Consider the following 18192-nt stretch of genomic DNA (forward strand, 5'->3'; position numbering starts at 1 on the left):
TAGAGTGGTCCGGTGTAGCGGCCATCTTTCAGCAGCATCTCGGCGTCCCGCTATTCAAAAATATCGTCTGGGACACCGATGTCCCGAGAACACGAAGTGTGACAGGATATCGGCGTCTCATGTCTTGGCGACGCGCGTTTTAGGCAAAAACGCCTGCATCGACCGCATCGATGTATTCCAGAACTTGCTGAGCTTTGCCTTCCTGCACCAGTTGCATGGCTGTCCGGCCATCAAAGCCGGGCAGGGGCTCTGACCGGTACCATGCATAAGCCATCAATTCAGAGCCGAAACGGGGCTCGACTTTGTTCAGCACCTCCACCAGTTCGCGCAGGCGGCGCTGCGTCTTGTCAGAACCGATGCGGGCGCGCCTTTGTAACGCGTCCTTGCCCAAACCGACTGTCAGTGCAATTTCCTCAGCCGAAGTGCGCAAGGCCGCCGCGATCTTGCGCGGTTCGAACTGACCAGCTTCAGCGAAGTTTGTAATATGCATATCATGCACTCCTACAGTGATACTGGCAGTATATAGCGTCTATATCACTGTATTTCAAGCGTCAGGGTGCAGTGCTTTCGTTTGCCAAGCTATTGGCTTTGTTGCACAAATCGGTTTGTGACCGCACTTCCCCTTTCCCCAGACGGACTTATCCTACAGGTTCTGTGACGGGGATACCAAGAGCGGTGTAGCGATTGAGCACGGCGACACGGATTTGGATTTCCGCGACCTGCCGGTCGAAGTCCCTCGCCATTAGGCTCTGCCCCAACAGCTTCACACAATGCATCTTCGTTTCGACGCGGCTTCGGCGGTGGTATCCGCTCCATCTTCGCCATAGGGCGCGGCCCAAGTATCTTGATGCGTTCACGGCTTCGTTTCTGGCGATAGCCCCGGGGCTTGTCGGTTTCCACGGCTTGGCATTCTTGCGCGGCGGTATGACGGCGTGGGCATCACGAGCGGCAATCGCGTCATGACATTTGCGCGTGTCATAGGCCCCGTCGCCTGTCACCGATCCAATCTCCTGATCGGATGGGATTTGGCTCAGCAGTTCCGGCAGCATGGGCGCGTCGCCGACATTGCTGGTCGTGACCTCGACAGCCCGAACCTCCAGGGTTTCCTCGTCGATCCCGATATGTATTTTGCGCCAAATCCGGCGTTTGGGACCGCCGTGCTTGCGGGCGTTCCACTCGCCTTCGCCTTCGGCTTTGATGCCGGTGCTGTCGATCAGAAGGTTTAGCGGGCCAGCTCCGCCACGATATGGCAAACTCACGTTCAACACCTTTTGGCGACGGCAAAGGGTGCTGAAATCGGGCACCGCCCAGTCCAATCCGACCATCCGCAGCAGGCTCTCGACGAAACCCGTGGTTTGCCGCAGCGGTAGGCCAAACAGCACCTTCAGCGTCAGGCAGGTCTGGATCGCGGCGTCACTGAAATGATGCTGCCGACCACGCTTACCGTTCGGAGGCGGCACCCAAACCATTTCAGGATCAAACCAGATCGACAGTGATCCACGTCGCTTCAGACTGTCATTGTAAGTCGACCAGTTCGTGGTCTTGTACTTCGTAGGGGCCCAACTGCTCATGGCCTCCAGCTATCATCCTGGATTCACGAGATGAATCCCTTCAGGCCATTTATGCAACAAAGCCGTTTGATGTAGATGATCTGCTGCCAGCCCGAGGCCCCATCAATGCGTGCGGCTTCAAGGGCGGATTGTGGCAAAGACTGTAGCGCGGCCAGAGACAGAATGAATATGAACGGTGTCCACTGCCTGATGTCGGCGATGATCACCGACATCAGGGCGTTCTGGCCAAGCCAGTCGACCTTTTCGAGGCCCACAGTTTCAAGCGCGCGGTTAAAGACGCCGATGGTCGGGTGATACATATACCGCCACATCAGGTCCACCACCACGGGTGCGATCATCATGGGCAGGATAAACAGGGTCCGCAAAACCGACATGCCCCGAATGTTGCGATCCGACAGCAGCGCGAGGCCCACTCCAATGATTATTTCCAACACAACGACACAGAAGGCGAATGTCAGTGTCAGAGAAACTTTTGCGAAAGAACGGATCGAAAAACAGATCAACGTAATTTTTGAAGCCGACGAATTCGGCCTCGCCGATGCTCTGGGCCGGGTTCCAGTCCAGCAAGGACCCGTACATCATGTACCCAAGCGGATAAATCAGCGCGATCGCCATGATAAGCGCCGCAGGCGCCAGTCTGGATCAGCGTACTGGAGGGCCTCGCCAAAGGTTGCCATATGTGGGAACGCGGCGTTCACTTCGGCATCTTGGTGGGTGGAGAAACGGGACGGATTACCGCCAGCAAGGGCAACCAGCTTGTCCCCTTCACGGGAGATCAGCCACTGCATCAACAAGAACGCAGCTTCCTTGTTTTCCGCGTTGGCCGGATTGCCGATCCCGAAACCACCCGTCTGGGACGCACGTTCTGTGCCCATCGGGTGCATGGCCCAATCAACCAGACCAACCACCTGCGATTTGTCGGGATCGTTGATCTGACCCGCCACGACAGTTGTATCGAGATACATGGCTGTGTCGCCTGCCAGGAATGATCCAAGCGCTTCACCAAAGCCGAATGTTGTTGCACCTTCGGGTCCGCAATCGACGATGGATTTCAGGGCTTCGGCTGCGGCAACACCTTCGGCGGAGTTCATCACAGGTTCCCAATTGTCATCAAAGATCGCGCCGCCCAGTGGGTTAAGGTGCAGCAGGAACGCATGTGCCGCATGGTGGCCAGAGGCCGCACGCGACGCCAATCCGCCCATACCCGGTTCGGGTGTCGGAATCAGGCAGGCCAGTTCCAACATCTCTTCGTATGTCTCGGGCGCTTCAAGGTTGTGCTTTTCGAAGATGTCGGTGCGGTAGCCCAGAACGGACGTTTCGAACCCTTATGGAAGGCCGAACAAGGATCCTGTCGCGCCAGATAGATAGCCGCGATCACCACCGGCAAAGCCGATGCTGTAAACATAACCGTCAATCAGATCCGCTGAATCGTAGCCTGGATCTGCCAGAGCAGGGTTCATAAAATACTTGGCAAGGTTTTCCAATTGGTCGGCGTAGACGTAATCCGCCTTGGAAAACACAACGTAGGTGATCAGGTCGTAATCGCCTTCTTCCTGCGCCAGCTCAAGCGTTTGACGTTCGCGCATCGCAAGATATGGCAGCTGGTCGACCTCCACTTCGATACCAGTCTGCGCTGTGAATTCCGGCAAAATCTCCATCACCGCGTCATAGTGCGGGTGCGCTGGAAAGTTCACGATCAGCGTCGTGCCTTCGTATGCTGTGTATGGATTGCTGTGACCATCCGCATGTGCCGTGCTTACGGACATCGCAGGCAGGCTTGTCGCTGCCAACGTGGCTTTTGTAAAATAGTTCATAGTACCTTCCCAAGGCTCTTGTGACGCTTACAGCGCCTTCTCCGTCGTCTTGTCGAACAAATGAATATTTTCGGGCTGGAACGCGAAACGAAGCACCGCGCCCAAAGCGATCGGCGTTTCCGACTTCAATTCCACCGTGATTTTCCCATCACCACAGTTACAAATCAGAACCGATTGTGCGCCGATATATTCAGAGACGATCACGTTCAGATCGAGGCTGTGGTCATCGGGCGCGTCCGGCGCGCACTCCAGATCGGACGGGCGAACGCCCAACGTCACACAGGAGTGTCCCGTGGTCTTGAGGGTCGCTGCACGCTCGACTGGCAGGGCAATCGAAAACCCCTTCCCTTCCACATAAAGTGTGCCGCCTTTGTCGTTCAGCTCCGCATTCAAGACGTTCATCGGCGGCATTCCAAGAAAGCCCGCAACAAATTTGTTCGCCGGCTTTTTGAAAAGTTCAGCGGGCGTGCCGTGCTGCTGAATGTAACCGCCATGCGTCACCACGATCTTGTCGGCCTATGTCATGGCTTCGATCTGGTCGTGGGTGACGTAGATCATGTTCTTTTGAACCGACTGCCGCATCAGTGCCAGTTCAGCACGCATTTGACCGTGCAGTTTGGTGTCTAGGTTCGACAAGGGTTCGTCAAACAAGAACGTGCTTGAATCGCGGGTCAGCCCGCGGCCCATGGCCACGCGTTGACGCCGCCCGCCCGACAATTCACCGAACTTGCGCGCCAGAAAATCGGTCAGCCCCAGCGTGTCCGCCACTTTGCGAACCTTTTGGTCAATCTCCGCCTTGGGACGTTTTTCAAACGGAGCGCAAAAGACAGGTTCGCGGCGACATTCATGTGCGGGTAAAGGGCATAGTCCTGAAACACCATCGCGATGTCGCGATCTTTTGGTTCAAGCGCGCTGATCGGCCTGTCGTCGAAATAAATCTCACCCTCGCTGACGCTTTCCAGACCCGCAATCATACGCAAGGTCGTCGACTTTCCGCAGCCGGACGGGCCGACAAGGACGGTCAATTCATTCAAGTCCATCTCAAGGCTGATGCCATGAAGAACCTGAACGGCCCCGTATCACTTCACCAAATTCTCAAGCCTGATTGTTGGCATGAGTCCCCTCACTCCGTTGAAGTAGGGAATTTTGTATACAAACTCTATTGTAAATATCCAAATGTGCTTTGTGGACGATTTTTTTGTTATGCATGATACAAACGGATCAGTGAACAAAGGGGTGCCGCTATGAAAGAGGACCAAGCCACATCGCAAAATGTGCGTGGTTCGACCGTTGGGCGCATCGAAGCAGAACTGCTTGAGGATATTTCCGCAGGCATCATCGCGCCGGGCACCCGTTTGGATGAGGTCAAACTGACAGAGAGATTCGGCGTATCCCGCACCCCCGTGCGTGAGGCGCTGACCAGATTAACCGCCCAAGGTATTCTTGTACCGAGGGAAAAACGCGGTGTCCGCGTGGCTGAATATACGCGCGAAGAATTGGCGCAAATGTTTGAATACATGCATGAAATTGAGGCCGCCTGCGCACGGATCGCATCCCAGCGCTTGACGTTGTTGTCACGTGCAGAAATCGAAGCCGCACAGGCGGCTTGCGTCGCAACCGCTGAGACCGGTGTGCTTTTGGACTACATGCGCGCCAATGAGGCCTTTCACCTGACGATCTATCGCGCCACCGGTAATCCCTACATGGCCGAGATCGCCACGGAATTCCGCCGACGCACAGGCCCCTTCCGCGCCAAGAAGTTCGCAACCAAGGAAGATATGATCGCGTCTGCCCGCAGCCACGAAAACCTCATCCGCCACATCTTCTCTGAAGACTCCCGTGCTGCATCCGAAGGCATGCGTGCACATATGACGGCCAGTTTTATGCAGACTTTGGCGGCGAACTGACTTTTCTTATCAGTTTAGGGGCTGCGATTGGACGCAAATTTATATTTTTGTATGCAAAGTGGGCCTATCGCATACAGAGACTCCCATAGGCGTTCACGAAACCAAGATTTACCCGAGCAATACAGGATGGCTTGAAGCCGATCTTGGCACATACATCTTCTGGAAGGGTCCGGCCGGTGAAAAAATCTAGAATCCTGTATACTGCCCTTATGTCGATACCGGCACTCATAAAATCCTGATCGACACGGGCCTGTGCGACGAAGAACGCGCCACAAAGTACCACCACAAATGCGACAAACGCGGCTGTCTACAGGTTCACGAACACCTTGAAAAAAGCTGGGCGTGCACCCCGACGAAATCGACATCATCATCTTCACCCATTTGCACTGGGATCATGTGCAGAACATGAAGGAATTTAAAAGCGCCCGCTACATCGCGCCAAAGGGCGAGATCGAAATGGCCTACAATCCTTTGCCTTTGTACTATCGCACCTATGAATGCGGGATCCTTGATATCGAACCGGCCTACGCGGGCTGCGTGTTCGAAGTGATCGAAGATGAAACCGAAATCGTGCCGGGGATCACCATGTTCCACACCCCCGGTCACTCCGTCGGACATATGGCGGTCACCGTTGAAACCAGCATGGGCGATATCGTCATTGCGGGCGACGCAATCTTTCAAGAACGCAACATGGAACCGAACCCGGCCGAGATGTGGCGCTATTGGGTGCCTGCCCGGTTCGTGAATTCCTACGAGGGATGGAAATCAGTTGATTAGATGGACAAGCGGGCTGACTACAGTCTGGCGTGCCATGACAAGGTCGCCAATGCCCGTTCCGATGTGTTCCCCTACGACGGCATGCCCCTGCGCAAACGCCGCCAAACGATCCCGGGGTTCCAGTTCTAGTTTGGCGATATGCCTGCAGGGACAGCCGACAAAGTCGCCCCGGCCCTGAAGCCCGATGAGGTTGAGGATCAGTTTGATGCAATCATCTTGGATCAATGGGGCGTCTTGCATGTGGGCACGGCGCCCTATCCCGGCGCGGTTGACGCGCTGACGTCGCTTGCCCGAAACGGGGTGAGGTTCGGCGTGCTGTCCAATTCCGGCAAACGCGCGGACCTGAACCGCGATCGGATTGCACGCATAGGATTTGGCCCCGATCTGTTTGACTGCGTGATGACCTTAGGTGAAGCATTGTGGCAGGACGCCATTGGCCTTTTGTGCGGAAAGCGCGCCTATGCGGTGGCGGCCAAACCGGATGATGCGGACAATTGGGCCCAACGGCCCAACATGACATTCGTTGAGGATTTGGCGGAGGCTGAGATCGTCTTGATCATGGGTTTGCCCGAGGGGGACCTTGCGCCAAGCCAAGCGGACCTTGATCGCTTGCGTGACGCCATCACCGCCCAAGCGCTGCCGGTCTTTTGTTCCAACCCAGATCGCAAATCACCCCCGCGCAAACGGGGCATTGGCGGTCTCACCAGGCGCATTGGCCCGTGCCATTCAGGAGGCGGGCGGCGATGTGACGTTTTACGGCAAGCCACATACCCCCGTCTTTCGCGCGGTTGAACGGTCGATGAATGTTGTGCCGGACCGGCTTTTGATGGTGGGTGACAGCCTCGAACATGACATCTCGGGTGCGGCCAAAGCAGGCTGGGCCACCCTGTTTGGCGCGGCGGTATTGATGCTGCAACGTTTCAGGCAGGGGACGTTTAAACGGCTTTGGCCGACCTCGTGGTGCGGAAATCTGCGCCCGCTCCTGATTTCTCCATTCAGACTTTAAGGTAGGCCATGCAAGACCTGTTAACAGACGACTTTCGCGCCCTTTCCGCGGCTTTGGGTCACAACCCGCTGCGCGTCCAAGGTCAGGGCGGCAACACGTCGATCAAATCCGGCAACGTTATGTAGATCAAAGCGTCAGGGACCGAACTGGCCGATGCGCAGCACGCTAACATCTTCGTCGCGGTCGACCGCGAGGGGGCCGTGGCGCAGGCAAAGGGTGCCGGCGATGCCCGCTGGTGACTTCGCGTTCACCGCGCCCGCGCAAGACCCGCCCGAGGGGTTCACATGGGCCACCGAAAACTGGATCGCGCAAGACCAACGCTGCGCCGACCTTGCGCTTGGCGGGACTTATTACCCCGACCACGTGGTTTTTCTTGGCCCCGCATTGCCGACAAAGGACCATCAGGGAAACCCACCCGCGATCCTAGTGCGGGGTGAAGGTATTCTGATCCGTACCACAGCAACCCCGTCCCAAAAGGCGATGCTGCACTGCCTGTCCGACCTGTTGTCGCGCCTGCCACAAGGCTGGTCGGCCCAAGCCATTGGCCCCGAAGCGGAGGCCGAACTGCTCAATTGGGATGCCGAGAAATACCGCCAAGCCACGGCAGCCCGCATATGACGCTGTCACTGGGCATTGATCTAGGCACCTCAGGCATCCGCACAGCCGTTGTGGATGACAACGGCGCCATGGTGAGCATGGCCATACGCCGCACAAGACCCTGATAACAGTGATGCAAACATCTGGTGGGAAGGGGCCGCTGGTTGCATCACCAATCAGGTCAAGGCCCTGTATGACCTCGGTATCAGCCCTCTCGACATCTCGCGGATTGCAGTGGATGGGACGTCTGGCAGCATGGTTTTGACGGACGCCGCCCTGAGGCCTGTCACCCGTGGTTTGATGTACAATTCTTCGGGCTTTGACGATGAAGCCACACGGATCGCCGCATATGCCCCTGATCCGCACATCACGCGCAGCAGCGGCTCGGACCTTGGGCGCATGATGCGTCTGCAATCCGAGGATCCTGAGAACCGCGCGGTACATATGCTGCATCAGGGCGATTTCATCACTGCTAAATTGATTGCGCGTGGCGGACTGTCCGACCACAATAACGCCCTCAAAAGTGGCTTTGACCCCGTGACCGGCCAATGGCCCAGCTGGGCTGCAGATGCTGGCGTGCGCATTGATCTGTTGCCCGACGTCAAACCGACAGGCGCGGCATTATCGCGGATTTCGCCACAAAGGGCTGCGCATTTTGGTCTATCCCCTGATGCCATTGTCCACGCGGGCACAACCGATAGCATCGCTGCATTCCTTGCCTGTGCGCCCCTGTCGTCTGGCGCGGCGGTCACATCTCTCGGTACGACCTTGGCTGTCAAATTGCTGAGCCCCGATCGAACCGATGCCCCTGACCTAGGCCTGTATTCGCATCGGCTTGGCGATCAATGGCTGGTTGGCAGAGCGTCCAATACGGGGGGTGGTGTTTTGTTGCACTTCTTTTCCTTGGACCAAATCGAACGGCTGTCTCGTCAGATTGATCCCGACGTGCCCAGCACCTTGGACGACTACCCTCTGATCAAGCCGGGTGAACAGTTTCCGATCAACGGTCCATCATTTGCGCCCCGCTTGACCCCCAGACCCAAAAGTGATGCAGCCTTTCTGCACGGCCTTATGGAAAGCATCGCGCGGATCGAAGCAGAGTGTTATCAAACGATCGAACGCTTGGAGGCGGAACGGCCAAACATCATCTATACGGCGGGCGGTGGCGGGTCGAACGCGGTATGGACCGCCATTCGCAACTGTGGGCTGAGCGTCGATATTCAAACGCCAAAAACGACCGAGGCCGCTGTCGGGGCGGCCAGACTAACACATATCTAGGCGCCTATGCAGTTCCCTATCCTTTGCCGAATGGCATTTGCCCAACGGCCCTTAAACACCGTGTTCTCAACACGCACAGCAGTTCAAAACCTGATCGTCCGTGACGGGACGAGTTTGAATGCCAGTCTTCAGATTATCGTTTTTCAAGAGGGAAAGTGGCGGACCGAGGAGGATTCGAACCCCCGACCCCTTGATTCGTAGTCAAGTACTCTATCCAGCTGAGCTATCGGTCCACTGCGGGCGGATGTAGCCGCCCCGCCTGACCTTTGCAAGGGCCAAATCCGCACAAATTCAGGAAAGTGTCAGGTTCGATTTCGGCAAGGTAATGCAGAAACGCGTGCCCTCTTCATCGGTCTTTTCAAGTTCCAGCCGGCCACCATGTCCGCGCACCAATTCGGCGGCAATGGCTAGGCCCAAACCGGACCCACCACGGGTGGTGCCACCTTGAAAGGCCTCAAACAGATGTTCCTGCGCCTTTTTCGGCAGGCCAGGGCCCGTGTCGGCGACGGTGATCATCCAAGCGCTGTCTGTCTCTGTGCCGTAAACGCAAATGTCGCCCGCAGCCCCGCTGGCGACAATTGCCTGTCGCGCGTTGCGCACAAGGTTACCGATGACACGGTAAAGCTGTTCGCCATCAGCGCGCACGCTTAACCCCGGTGTGATGTCTTCGCGGAAGGTCAGGTCGTGGTCACCTACGGCCAGACGTTCCCCTGCGATCACGTCATCGACGATTTCGGACAGGTTTACGCGGGTCAAACGCGGGGCCGGTTCATCAACGCGCCCGAAGGCCAGCGTGCTTTCGCACAGGTTCACGGCCCGCGCGATGGAGTTCACAAGCTTAGGCGCAAGGCGGCGCACAGTCGGGTCTTCGGAGCTTTCGATGCGGTCGGTAAATAGTTGGGCCGAGGTCAGGATGTTGCGTAAATCGTGGCTGATCTTGCTGACGGCACCACCCAATTGCGCGAGCCGTTCTTTCTGGCGCAAAGCACCGGTCAGCTGCGTCTGCATGGAGGCCAGCGCCTCTTGTGCTTCGCGCAGTTCGACCACGCCCGCATCGGGCATGATGATCCGTCGGGCGTCCTCAGGCGCCAAGGCATAGGCCTGCATGTGTTCAACGACGCCTTTGATGGGCTTAACAAGGAACCGTCGCACGGCAAGAAACAGCAGGATCGCGGTGATGATCGAAATGACGGCGGACAGGATCAGGATGCGGATACCGTAGTCGATCAACGCCGCCTGCAAGGGGGCGGACGGCAGGGTGATTTCGATCAACAGGCCACCGTCCTGCACCGGATTACCGATCACACGGATCACCCGTTCTTCGCCATCCACAAGCTGCATCATGGCATCGCGGATCAGGACCCATGCGGACGGATCGCGCATGTCGAAGGTCTTGTGAATGGGGGACGGAATGGGGGAGGACAGGATCAATTGACGGACTTCGTCACGGCGCAGCACGACGTTGTAGACCCCTGCGTTTTCCAGCAGCTCCGCCTCCAGTGCGGGGTCGATCATGTCTTCGGCCAACAGCGCCAGTGACGCAAGTTGGGCGCGTTCCAACCGGTCAAGGAAATAATCTTCACGGTAGCGGGCCACGGACGGCACAAAGATCAACAATTCCGCAATCAACACGAAAATCGTCGTGAGGATCAGGAAACGCCCTGAGAGGGTATTGAGCATCTTATGCGCCGTCCGTTCTGTTAAGGCCTAAGGCGCCCCGTTCTGGGACGCCATGCATCGCTTTATGGCAGCCAGCGTTGGACGAAGCCAACGACCCGCTTGACCGTAGCACTTTCAAACAACCGAGGGCTAAAATAAGCGCCCGCCGCACGTTTGTTAATCTCAGATACGGTGGGATAGGGCAGAACAGTTGCAGCAATGGCCGACATTTTCATTTTATTTGCAATCGCCATGGCCCACATCCCGATCAATTCCCCTGCCAGCGCGCCTACAATCGACGCCCCCACGGGTTTGCCTTTGACGACCATGACCTTGATCAGACCGGTGGTTTTGCCTTCGGCGATGGCGCGGTCGTTTTCGTGGTAGGGGAAACGGACGACTTCGACGTTTGCGCCGAATTTCTTTTTCGCTTGCGCTTCAGTCAGGCCGACCTGCGCCAATTCGGGGTCCGTGTAGGTGACCCAAGGGATATGATCCGTCTTTTGCTTTCTGGGCAGCCCGAACAGCATGGACCGGATCACAACACCTGCGTGATAGCCCGCCACATGGGTGAACTGCAGACCACCGGCGGCATCCCCCACGGCGTAGACCTTTTTGTTGGTGGTGGACCGCAGATCAGCCCCCACTTTGACGGCCCGATCATGGGTCACACCCGCCTTGTCCAGATCAAGCTTGTCGATGTTGACCTTGCGGCCAACGGCCATCAACAGATGAGAGCCCGAGAAATCGCCTTTGGAGGTATGGACGGTGATGCCCTCACCCGATTTACTTACCCTTTCGGCCTGAGCCTCTTCGATGATTTCAACGCCTTCGGTACGCAGTTTGTCGAGAACAATGGCCGCCATCTCAGGGTCGTCCTTGCCCATGGCTTTGGCGCCTTCGATGACGGTGACTTTGCTGCCTAGACGGCAGTGCGCCTGCGCCATTTCCATGCCGATGGGGCCACCGCCCACGACAATCAGGTGATCAGGCCGGGTGCGCAGATCGAAGATGTTTTCGTTTGTGTAGACATCAACCTCATCCAGGCCGGGAATGGGCGGCACAAACGGGCCGGAACCTGTGGCAATGACGAAACGGCGCGCTTCGATGATGGTGTCGCCGGCCTGCACTTCGGTCTTGGAGATAAAGCGCCCAAATTCGCGGATGACGTTCACGCCGAAGCCTTCGAACCGTTCTTGGCTGTCGACGGGGGCGATGGTTTCGATCACGTTGTGCACGTGATCCTTGGCGGCGGCGTAGTCCACATCGGGATCGACGGCTTTGACGCCCAGATCGCCGGTGTGGCCCATGGCATAGGCCTGTTTGGCCGATGCGATCAGCGCCTTGGAGGGAACGCAGCCGTAGTTCAGGCAATCGCCGCCCATCTTGTGGCCCTCAAGCAGGACAACGGATGCCCCCATCTGGGACGCGCCTGCGGCGATGGACAGCCCGCCGGACCCGGCACCAATGATACAAATGTCAGTTTTAATGCGGTCCATAGTCTTACAGGCCTTTCTTGCCGCGCACGGCTTTCAACAGGATGGGAAGGGCGGCCAGCAAACACAGGCCGAGGATCGGGAACAGGATGTGGGGTTCAAAGATGATGCCAAGGTTGGGCGTTGCACCGGCGGCGAACACTTCGCCCAGTCCCGCACCAACGGAAGTATAGACGACCGAACCGGGGATGATCCCAAAGAAGGTAGAGATCACGAAGCGGCGCAGCGGCACCTCAAGGAAGCTGGGGATCAGGTTGGCCAGAAAGAACGGCACCGCAGGGACCAGACGGATCAGAAACAGCATGGACCATTGATTTTCGTCGATGCCGTCCTTGATCTTTTTGACCATCCCTTCGGAGCCTTCGAGCTTGGCCCCCAGTTGTTTGCCAAAGCCCCAGCGCGCCGCCAGAAAGATCGCCGTGGCGCCCATCGTGGCGCCGATCACGTTGAAGACGAAACCGGGGAAGGTCATGAACAGGAAACCACCTGTCAGCGTCAGGATGGCCGCACCGGGCAAGGAAAACGCCACCACCACAGTGTAGATGGCGATAAACACCAGCACGGTCAGCAGATAGTTCGCGTCGCGGAATTCAATCAGCGCCTCGCGGTTTTCGGCCAAGGCGTCGAATGTCAGGTAATCGCGCAAAAAGAACGCCCCCAGAACGGCCACCAGACCGATGATAATAATGGGGAGCCTTTTCAGGATTGGGTTTTGTTTGGTCTCTTCGGTCATATCACTCAAGGGTCAGGTCCTTTGCGGGTGGCCACGGCGTGGGCCTTGCGTTTCAAGTTGCACCCTAAATGCTTTGAAACCCCGCATCCCGATACCCCTATCACGCTGCGTTGATGTCGGGTGATCGGGTCAAAGGCTTTTGTTGCACATCGCGTGAAGTCTGTAACAATTCACGAATGGATAAATGGTGAATGTTGCAGAAATTCGCCCCCAGTCGCGTTGACAGGCCACGCGATGACCCCTATTGGACGGGCTTCGAGATATGAGACAGGCTCGAATCTGCTAACAGGTTCGCCACAACAACCGGAGAGACGCAATGAAGCGTACATTTCAGCCTTCCAACCGCGTTCGCAAGAACCGTCACGGCTTCCGCGCACGTATGGCCACCAAAGCTGGCCGTAAAATCCTGAACGCACGTCGTGCGAAGGGCCGCAAGGAGCTGTCCGCGTAAGCGGAACGCCTTTGGTCGCATGACCACCTTGAGGAATAAAGATCAAACCGCCGCGGCCCAGCCCGAGGCGGTTTTTCTTGGTTTTGGCGACAGGCTGCCCGTTTTGAAAACGCGCAAGGACTTTGTCGCCGCGTCCAAAGCCAAATATCAGACCGCCGCCGGTTTGACCGTGCAGATGCGCGACAGGCGCGACGATGATCCGACCGTGCGCGTGGGCTTCACCTGTTCCAAGAAGGTCGGCAACGCCGTAGCGCGCAACCGCGCCAAACGCCGTTTGCGTGAAATCGCGCGGCTGGATTTGCTGACCCACGCGAAACCGGGCCATGATTATGTTCTGATCGGCAAACGCGAAGTGACCGCCCAGCGCCCGTTCGATGATTTGCGCCGCGATCTGGAACAGGCCCTTACCAAGCTGGGGCGCAAATGACGCCGCTTGCGTTTGTCTTGTCGCTGCCTGTGCGATTCTACCGGCTGACGTTTTCTCCGTGGGTCGGCCATGGCTGCCGGTTTCACCCGACCTGCTCCGCCTACGCGATGGAGGCTTTGCGCAAACACGGTGGCATCAAAGGCGGCTACCTGACCGCGCGTCGCATCGCGCGGTGCCATCCATGGGGCGGGTCCGGCGTGGATAATGTGCCGGACTAGGCCGCAGGGCTAGCCGATCCGGCGGGCGCCCCAAATCTACGCAACCGCCGGTGCGACGCAGATCGCGTATTTGGTCACAGGCTCCATCGTGCCGTCGATCAGGATCACATGCATTAGTGTGCCGCCCACAATCACAGCCACGCAAGCCAGATGAAGCAGGCGGAACATGCGCCATCTGATCCGGCCACGTAGCCGCAGCAGACCCAAGACAGCCGAACCGAAAACGGCCCACATGGCCAACACGCCCCAGACAGAAAACGGCGTCGGTGACGCAAAGGTCAAGGCATCCACCACGTCAGGGGGGGGTGGTGATCCACAAGCCCACCACATGGGCCACGACCAAGGTCACCACGCCCGCGCCGACAATCCGGTGCAGCAGGCGACCGCTGCGGAGGGGTATGCCCAAACGTTTGTGGTCAATGGCAAAAGGCTGGATCAACAGCGCCGACATCGCAAGGATGCCTGCAAACCCTGCGCCGATGTAGATCGGTGATCTGTACTGCAACAGCGGACTGAAAGCCGCAGCAACAACCGGTACAATAAGGGCGAGGCCGAGGCCCGCGATGAGCAAACCCCGCCGCGACATCGTTAGGCAGGCCGCAACACGAAATGAGCCTCAAGCGTGTTGGCCGAAGGGTCCGGCATCACAGGGCGCAAAAAAACCGTTTCAAAATCATCGCTGTCATAGGCCAAATGACCGTGTGCCTGCCCGAAGGCCGGCACGACCTGGGGCATTTCCAGGCGGAAGACGCCGTCAGCGTCCGTCAAAACAGCGCCGTGGCTGCGTTCATCGCGCTCATGCCCTTCGGTTGTGTGTGCCCAGACCTGAATGCGCTGGCCTGCCAAAGGCTGGCCGTCCCCCGCGCGGCGCACGGTGCCTGTCATTCAGAACCCACCGCCGCCAATCCGCTCCACGATGGGCGCGCCGGGACGATAGTTGTCCGACCCGCCGCGCATGGATATCGTAGGGGCCAGCGTCTGGCCGGATGCGGCCCCCGCCAAGCCAAATGTTGCCAAGGCCGCGCCCTGGGCAATGAAGTTGCGGCGTGGTGTGATCAGTTTGGTCATCTTATGCTACTGTCTGCATTCGCCCTATATAGGAACTGCCATAGGCCACGCCTGCGGGTCGGCAAACCTTTGCCGATCACTGTTTTTCAAACGAAATCACGACCTCGCCAATATCGAATCCAAACCGTTTGACATAAGCGATGTTGAGCAGCCGGTCGTTGGTTTGCTGCCACATCCAGTCGTCGAAGGTGACGCGCAGGGTTTCGGTTTCTCCGTCGGCCGAGGGCACTGGCAGATCAATCTCATATTGCCAATTGAACCGGTCGCCCTGTTCGCGCCCTGTGGCAACACCGATCACGCCGGGGGCTGTGCCTTCCCATGTTTGGTCGGCCACGATGGCGCCGGTTTTGCGCAGGGTCCAGATACGCTGTTCGGTTGATCCATCCTCGTAAACGAAATCTTCGGTCAAGCGCAGGGTTTCCCCGTCCCAATCCCCATCGATGGTCACGACGAACTGCCGCCGCACTGTGCCAAGGATGTCCTGAAATTGCCCATAGGCGACGAAGTCGCCGTCGAAGAAGTCCTCAAGGTTCAGCTGCCGGTCGGATAGGGAGGCGTCGTTGAACGACGGTTTACCAGTACACGCGGCAAGCACGGTCAGGGACAACAGGGATGCGCGAATGGCGTTGGGTCGGGTCATGGTCTGGGCTCCGGTGATCGTGGTGGCACCTTTAGGCGCATCAAGGTTGATATGGGGCAGCGGGCCGATCTTGCCAGTGTCAGCCGCCAAAGGTATCCCCGTGCCATGTTAGATGACGCAGATGATATCCACCCGCTGTTTTACGGCGCACCCAAAACGACGGAGTTCAAGAAACTCCGTAAACGAATCGTGCAAAACACCCGTGAGGCCATCGACCAATACGGGATGATCGAAGAGGGTGCGAAGTGGTTGGTGTGTCTTTCTGGCGGCAAAGACAGCTATACGTTGCTGGCGGTTTTGCATGAATTGCAATGGCGCGGGTTGCTGCCGGTTGAGATTCTGGCCTGCAACCTGGATCAGGGACAGCCCGGATTTCCGGCGACGGTTCTGCCTAAATTTCTTGAAGACATGGGTGTGCCACACCGAATCGAATATCAAGACACCTATTCGATCGTGATGGATAAGGTGCCCGAGGGCCGGACTTTTTGCGCGCTATGTTCACGACTGCGGCGCGGAAATCTTTACCGTATTGCCCGCGAAGAGGGTTGTTCGGCGGTCGTTTTGGGCCACCACCGTGACGACATTCTTGAGACGTTTTTGATGAACATGTTTCATGGGTCCCGCCTTGCGACGATGCCGCCGAAACTGGTCAACGAAGAGGGCGATTTGTTCGTCTATCGTCCGTTGGCCCATGTGGCAGAGGTGGACTGCGAAAAATTTGCCTCATCAATGGGTTATCCCATTATTCCGTGCGATTTGTGCGGGTCGCAAGACGGGTTGCAACGCCAGCAGGTCAAGGCCATGCTTGATCAATGGGAAACCAACGCGCCGGGTCGGCGGCAAAAGATGTTTCGGGCGCTGATGAACACGCGACCATCGCATCTTTTGGACCCATCTATCTTCGATTTCAAAGGGTTAACGCGAACGACGTCTGCGGACGAAAACGACGATACCTAGCGTCCGTTGCATTAACCTGACCGTAACAACACAGTCGTAATCACGCCCCAACGTGGTCCCATTCGGGCCCGGATCAGAGAGGCTGCTATGACCAAAACTGCTGAGTCAAAATCAAGCGCACGACAGAAGCTGTTCGTGGGATCGACGTTTACCGTCAGCGCGCTTACGACGCTTGTCTTGCTTGGTCCGGCAGGTGTCTTCGCGACGCTCTTGTTCGCACCTGTCATTGCAGCTGCGGTCACCAAATCTCGGGCCGAATCTCAGACGGACCATGTCGAAGGGCCGCGCGGGCTTATTTCCGGTCATTTGTCGAGGTTTCTGGGCCAAATCGGCAATCCGACCACGACGCTTGTGGTGGAGATTGACGACTATCAACGTCTTGAAGAGGTCTACGGGACGGATGTGATTGAGACGGCTTTGACATTTACGCAATCCGTTATCGAAGAGAACCTGACCGATCAGGATGTGACGCTGCACCTGGACGGTGCGCGGTTCATGTCTGCTCTGGCCCCACAAGCACCGATTAACACCGAAACGATGCTCAACACCTGCACGCGGATTCAACATGCCTTGGGTCAGGTTTCTCAGGCGACTGACGTGCCTGTCCAGCTGACGGCTTCGATCGGGTTCGTCACGTCTAACAAACTGGTCCGCCCGACGGCGGAGACGATGATGCAAGCCGCGTTCTCTGCCCTGTCGGAAGCCAAGCGGCGCGCGCCGGGTGCTGTTCGCGCCTATTCTGAAGCGATTTCTGCAAAACGCGCATCCCAACAAAGGATTGCGAAAGACGCAAAGCACGCCTTCGAAAAGGGCGAAATCTTTGCCTACTTCCAGCCGCAGTTGAACCTTGAATCGGGAACCTTGTCGGGGTTTGAGGCGCTGACCCGCTGGCATCATCCCGAAAAGGGCATCCTTGCACCTGCCGATTTTCTGCCAGCCTTCGAACAGGCGGGTTTGATGCCTAAACTGGGTGAAACGATGATAAAACAGGCCCTTCAAGCACTGACATTCTGGGATAAATCAGGGCTCGACGTGCCGCGGATTGGCGTCAATTTCTCCACAAGTGAGCTGTGTAATCCACGTCTGGTTGATCAGATTGCAATGCACCTTGATGTCAGCAATATCGCCCCTGACCGACTGAATATCGAAGTTCTGGAGACGGTCATCGCGCAAGAAACCGACGACGATATAACCGGCAATCTTGCGGCATTGGCCGACCTCGGCTGCGGCATTGACCTGGATGATTTTGGAACCGGCTACGCCTCCATCACGAACATCCGACGGTTTAGCGTCGGACGCATTAAGATCGACCGATCTTTCGTGACCGGTATCGATACGGACGATGAACAGCGTAAAATGGTCGAAGCCATTCTGACCATGGCGGATCGGCTTGGCGTTCATGCTTTGGCCGAAGGGGTCGAAACACGGGCGGAACGGGACACATTGCAAACCATCGGATGCCATGATGTTCAAGGCTTTCAGATTGCCCGTCCCATGCCGATCCAAGAAACCGTGGAATGGGCTAATGCGTATTTCGCGCGCGTGTCTGAACCGGTTATGTTGTCGCGGCGCGCCAGCTGACGCTATTTGGAT

The 18192-nt window shown here is 57.4% G+C and carries 24 protein-coding genes, 1 tRNA gene and 2 pseudogenes; 12 read left to right on the forward strand and 15 right to left on the reverse strand.

The features are described 5' to 3' along the window. Positions 1-139: 139 nt before the first annotated feature. The 7 genes and pseudogenes from ACTG36_RS13600 to ACTG36_RS13630 all read right to left on the reverse strand — a co-directional run bounded on the left by ACTG36_RS13600 (position 140) and on the right by ACTG36_RS13630 (position 4425). On the reverse strand, positions 140-490 hold the full coding sequence (locus ACTG36_RS13600; RefSeq protein WP_073037527.1) for an MbcA/ParS/Xre antitoxin family protein: 351 nt from the start codon (positions 488-490) through the stop codon (positions 140-142). Positions 491-638: 148 nt separating this feature from the next. Continuing rightward, positions 639-1571: an IS5 family transposase gene (locus tag ACTG36_RS13605; RefSeq protein ID WP_439142634.1), complete on the reverse strand. Its 933-nt coding sequence runs from the start codon at positions 1569-1571 to the stop codon at positions 639-641. A 23-nt stretch (positions 1572-1594) separates the two neighbouring features. Further along, complete coding sequence (locus ACTG36_RS13610) at positions 1595-1984, reverse strand: carbohydrate ABC transporter permease (protein ID WP_439142636.1); 390 nt, start codon at positions 1982-1984, stop codon at positions 1595-1597. Between the two features lie 186 nt (positions 1985-2170). Then, entirely contained in the window at positions 2171-2878 is a 708-nt protein-coding gene (locus ACTG36_RS13615; protein WP_375280281.1) for an extracellular solute-binding protein, read from the reverse strand. Positions 2879-2896: 18 nt separating this feature from the next. Then, a complete protein-coding gene (locus ACTG36_RS13620) occupies positions 2897-3385 on the reverse strand; it encodes a hypothetical protein (protein WP_375280231.1) in 489 nt (162 codons plus the stop codon). A 27-nt stretch (positions 3386-3412) separates the two neighbouring features. Beyond that, positions 3413-3889: a TOBE domain-containing protein gene (locus ACTG36_RS13625; RefSeq protein ID WP_375280230.1), complete on the reverse strand. Its 477-nt coding sequence runs from the start codon at positions 3887-3889 to the stop codon at positions 3413-3415. 12 nt (positions 3890-3901) lie between these two features. Continuing rightward, a pseudogene (locus ACTG36_RS13630) lies at positions 3902-4425 on the reverse strand (ABC transporter ATP-binding protein). Positions 4426-4629: 204 nt separating this feature from the next. Here ACTG36_RS13630 and ACTG36_RS13635 point away from each other — a divergent pair. The 7 genes from ACTG36_RS13635 (at position 4630) to ACTG36_RS13665 (ending at position 8950) form a co-directional block, all read left to right on the forward strand. Beyond that, positions 4630-5292 carry a GntR family transcriptional regulator gene (locus ACTG36_RS13635; protein WP_375280229.1) on the forward strand — a complete coding sequence of 221 codons (663 nt, stop codon included), beginning with the start codon at positions 4630-4632 and terminating at the stop codon, positions 5290-5292. 342 nt (positions 5293-5634) lie between these two features. Then, on the forward strand, positions 5635-6069 hold the full coding sequence (locus tag ACTG36_RS13640) for an MBL fold metallo-hydrolase (protein ID WP_375280228.1): 435 nt from the start codon (positions 5635-5637) through the stop codon (positions 6067-6069). After that, positions 6070-6198 (forward strand): hypothetical protein, encoded by a 129-nt coding sequence (locus tag ACTG36_RS13645; protein WP_375280227.1) that lies wholly within the window; start codon positions 6070-6072, stop codon positions 6196-6198. Positions 6199-6207: 9 nt separating this feature from the next. After that, entirely contained in the window at positions 6208-6861 is a 654-nt protein-coding gene (locus ACTG36_RS13650; protein WP_439142639.1) for a hypothetical protein, read from the forward strand. Further along, complete coding sequence (locus ACTG36_RS13655) at positions 6815-7075, forward strand: HAD hydrolase-like protein (protein WP_439142641.1); 261 nt, start codon at positions 6815-6817, stop codon at positions 7073-7075. The genes ACTG36_RS13650 and ACTG36_RS13655 overlap by 47 nt, the downstream gene beginning before the upstream one ends. A 225-nt stretch (positions 7076-7300) precedes the next feature. After that, complete coding sequence (locus tag ACTG36_RS13660; RefSeq protein ID WP_375280224.1) at positions 7301-7693, forward strand: hypothetical protein; 393 nt, start codon at positions 7301-7303, stop codon at positions 7691-7693. Positions 7694-7927: 234 nt separating this feature from the next. Beyond that, on the forward strand, positions 7928-8950 hold the full coding sequence (locus ACTG36_RS13665) for an FGGY-family carbohydrate kinase (protein ID WP_439142643.1): 1023 nt from the start codon (positions 7928-7930) through the stop codon (positions 8948-8950). Between the two features lie 156 nt (positions 8951-9106). On the opposite strand, the gene ACTG36_RS13670 is transcribed toward ACTG36_RS13665, so the two are convergent. The 4 genes from ACTG36_RS13670 to ACTG36_RS13685 all read right to left on the reverse strand — a co-directional run bounded on the left by ACTG36_RS13670 (position 9107) and on the right by ACTG36_RS13685 (position 12838). Further along, positions 9107-9183: transfer RNA gene (locus ACTG36_RS13670), tRNA-Arg, on the reverse strand. A 58-nt stretch (positions 9184-9241) separates the two neighbouring features. Beyond that, a complete protein-coding gene (locus tag ACTG36_RS13675) occupies positions 9242-10630 on the reverse strand; it encodes an ATP-binding protein (RefSeq protein WP_375280222.1) in 1389 nt (462 codons plus the stop codon). Between the two features lie 62 nt (positions 10631-10692). After that, positions 10693-12108, reverse strand: coding sequence for a dihydrolipoyl dehydrogenase family protein (locus ACTG36_RS13680; protein WP_439142646.1), 1416 nt, complete (start codon positions 12106-12108; stop codon positions 10693-10695). 4 nt (positions 12109-12112) lie between these two features. Next, on the reverse strand, positions 12113-12838 hold the full coding sequence (locus ACTG36_RS13685; protein ID WP_375280280.1) for a TVP38/TMEM64 family protein: 726 nt from the start codon (positions 12836-12838) through the stop codon (positions 12113-12115). Positions 12839-13154: 316 nt separating this feature from the next. Between ACTG36_RS13685 and rpmH the strand changes: the two genes are divergently transcribed. From rpmH to yidD, 3 genes are all read left to right on the forward strand, one after another. Next, positions 13155-13289: a 50S ribosomal protein L34 gene (rpmH, locus tag ACTG36_RS13690; RefSeq protein ID WP_009831305.1), complete on the forward strand. Its 135-nt coding sequence runs from the start codon at positions 13155-13157 to the stop codon at positions 13287-13289. Positions 13290-13392: 103 nt separating this feature from the next. Next, a complete protein-coding gene (rnpA, locus tag ACTG36_RS13695) occupies positions 13393-13716 on the forward strand; it encodes a ribonuclease P protein component (protein WP_439142648.1) in 324 nt (107 codons plus the stop codon). Then, positions 13713-13934 (forward strand): membrane protein insertion efficiency factor YidD, encoded by a 222-nt coding sequence (gene yidD / locus ACTG36_RS13700; protein WP_375280219.1) that lies wholly within the window; start codon positions 13713-13715, stop codon positions 13932-13934. The genes rnpA and yidD overlap by 4 nt, the downstream gene beginning before the upstream one ends. 36 nt (positions 13935-13970) lie before the next feature. Here yidD and ACTG36_RS13705 read toward each other — a convergent pair whose 3' ends face one another. From ACTG36_RS13705 to ACTG36_RS13720, 4 genes and pseudogenes are all read right to left on the reverse strand, one after another. Further along, complete coding sequence (locus ACTG36_RS13705; RefSeq protein ID WP_375280218.1) at positions 13971-14216, reverse strand: hypothetical protein; 246 nt, start codon at positions 14214-14216, stop codon at positions 13971-13973. A gap of 13 nt (positions 14217-14229) precedes the next feature. Then, complete coding sequence (locus ACTG36_RS13710) at positions 14230-14520, reverse strand: hypothetical protein (protein ID WP_375280217.1); 291 nt, start codon at positions 14518-14520, stop codon at positions 14230-14232. 2 nt (positions 14521-14522) lie between these two features. Beyond that, positions 14523-15002 (reverse strand): annotated as a pseudogene (locus ACTG36_RS13715) (twin-arginine translocation pathway signal). Positions 15003-15078: 76 nt separating this feature from the next. Beyond that, on the reverse strand, positions 15079-15642 hold the full coding sequence (locus ACTG36_RS13720) for a DUF3833 family protein (RefSeq protein ID WP_375280279.1): 564 nt from the start codon (positions 15640-15642) through the stop codon (positions 15079-15081). 105 nt (positions 15643-15747) lie between these two features. Here ACTG36_RS13720 and ttcA point away from each other — a divergent pair, with 105 nt between their 5' ends. After that, positions 15748-16599: a tRNA 2-thiocytidine(32) synthetase TtcA gene (gene ttcA, locus ACTG36_RS13725; protein WP_375280216.1), complete on the forward strand. Its 852-nt coding sequence runs from the start codon at positions 15748-15750 to the stop codon at positions 16597-16599. Between the two features lie 87 nt (positions 16600-16686). Then, positions 16687-18180, forward strand: a complete 1494-nt coding sequence (locus ACTG36_RS13730; RefSeq protein ID WP_375280215.1) for a bifunctional diguanylate cyclase/phosphodiesterase — start codon at positions 16687-16689, stop codon at positions 18178-18180. The last annotated feature ends 12 nt before the right edge of the window (positions 18181-18192 follow it).

The sequence above is a fragment of the Pseudooctadecabacter sp. genome (assembly GCF_965657175.1).
Lineage (GTDB): Bacteria > Pseudomonadota > Alphaproteobacteria > Rhodobacterales > Rhodobacteraceae > Octadecabacter.